1 protein-coding gene is annotated in these 1,064 nt (G+C 58.5%); it reads left to right on the top strand.

The window, feature by feature from the left end:
* On the top strand, positions 1–1,028 hold a 1,028-nt coding region (locus tag AC2VLY_RS15170), incomplete at its 5' end, for an LPD7 domain-containing protein (RefSeq protein ID WP_486922564.1).
* Positions 1,029–1,064: the final 36 nt, after the last annotated feature.

Below are 1,064 nucleotides of genomic sequence, written 5' to 3'. Positions count from 1 at the left end.
ATCGGGGCAAGCGGATCGAGATGCTGGACAGTGGTGACCGTGAGATTGAAGCGGCCTTGCGGCTTGCCGCTGCCAAGTTCCGGGAAGGTACACCGCTATTACTGACTGGGGATGATGAATTCAAGGAACGCGCAGCACACCTTGCAGGTGAACTGGGCATTCCCATCCGCAATCGGGAACTGCAGGAAATATGGCAGAAGGGCCAGGAGCAGGGCAAAACCAACCATCTCAAAGTTGAGGATCCTGACATCACACCTCGCAACGGAATAGTCGGCGACGTGAAGCAATCCCCGGAGGTCTCGCCAGAGAAGGAGGTGCAACCAGATTCGGGGGTCGTCCCTGCAGCTGAAAAGATGGCATCTGAGCTAGCGGCGCAAACCCTGACGAAAGAAGATGCACTTCCACTGCATTCCATGCGGTTCCCCGCCTCCGAAGAAGTCAGAAAACTGGCCGATCAGGGCGGGATTCCGGTAGAGGGGGAAGAAATCCTGATTCCTTCTGACCGTTACATGGCCGCACGGGCGGAACTGGCCCATGCTGATGCGGTAACCCGTCTCGATCTGCTGCAGGCAACGCTGGAGGGAGGGTTTTCGGCACTGGCACCCGAGGGCCGGGCGAAACTGCTGTCCGCCGGACTTGCCGATGAGCGGGGTCAGCCCACGGCGAAAGGGATAGATATTCTGCTGGTCCAGGAACAACTGCTTCAGGAAGCGCGGGAACAGGTACCGGAAAACCTGCGCGGGCAGATAGCGTCCCCATTACAAAACCGCCAGAAAGAGGTGGAGGAGGAAAACCGGCAGCAGTCTCTGCGCACCCGGAACGTGGATGAGGAACTGGTGGCTGAGGATGAGCAGGCGCGTGACAGTGACTCTCTGGAGCAGGAAGTGCTGGAAGGTGCCGAAATGGCGGCCAGTATGGCCATAGGCAATCCCATTGACTGGGCGGCTGATCTGGCTGTGGATGCCCAGTCAGCGCATGGGCCTGAACAGCAGCCTGATGATCTTCCCGACTGGGAAATGGAGCGTTAAGCCATGGCTGCTGAATCTCTGGTTCATATCCCGCAA

The organism is Acidithiobacillus sp. TH-A36 (genome assembly GCF_057473445.1).
The sequence above is the reverse complement of the archived record's forward strand: the minus strand, read 5'-3'. Positions and strand labels throughout refer to the sequence as shown.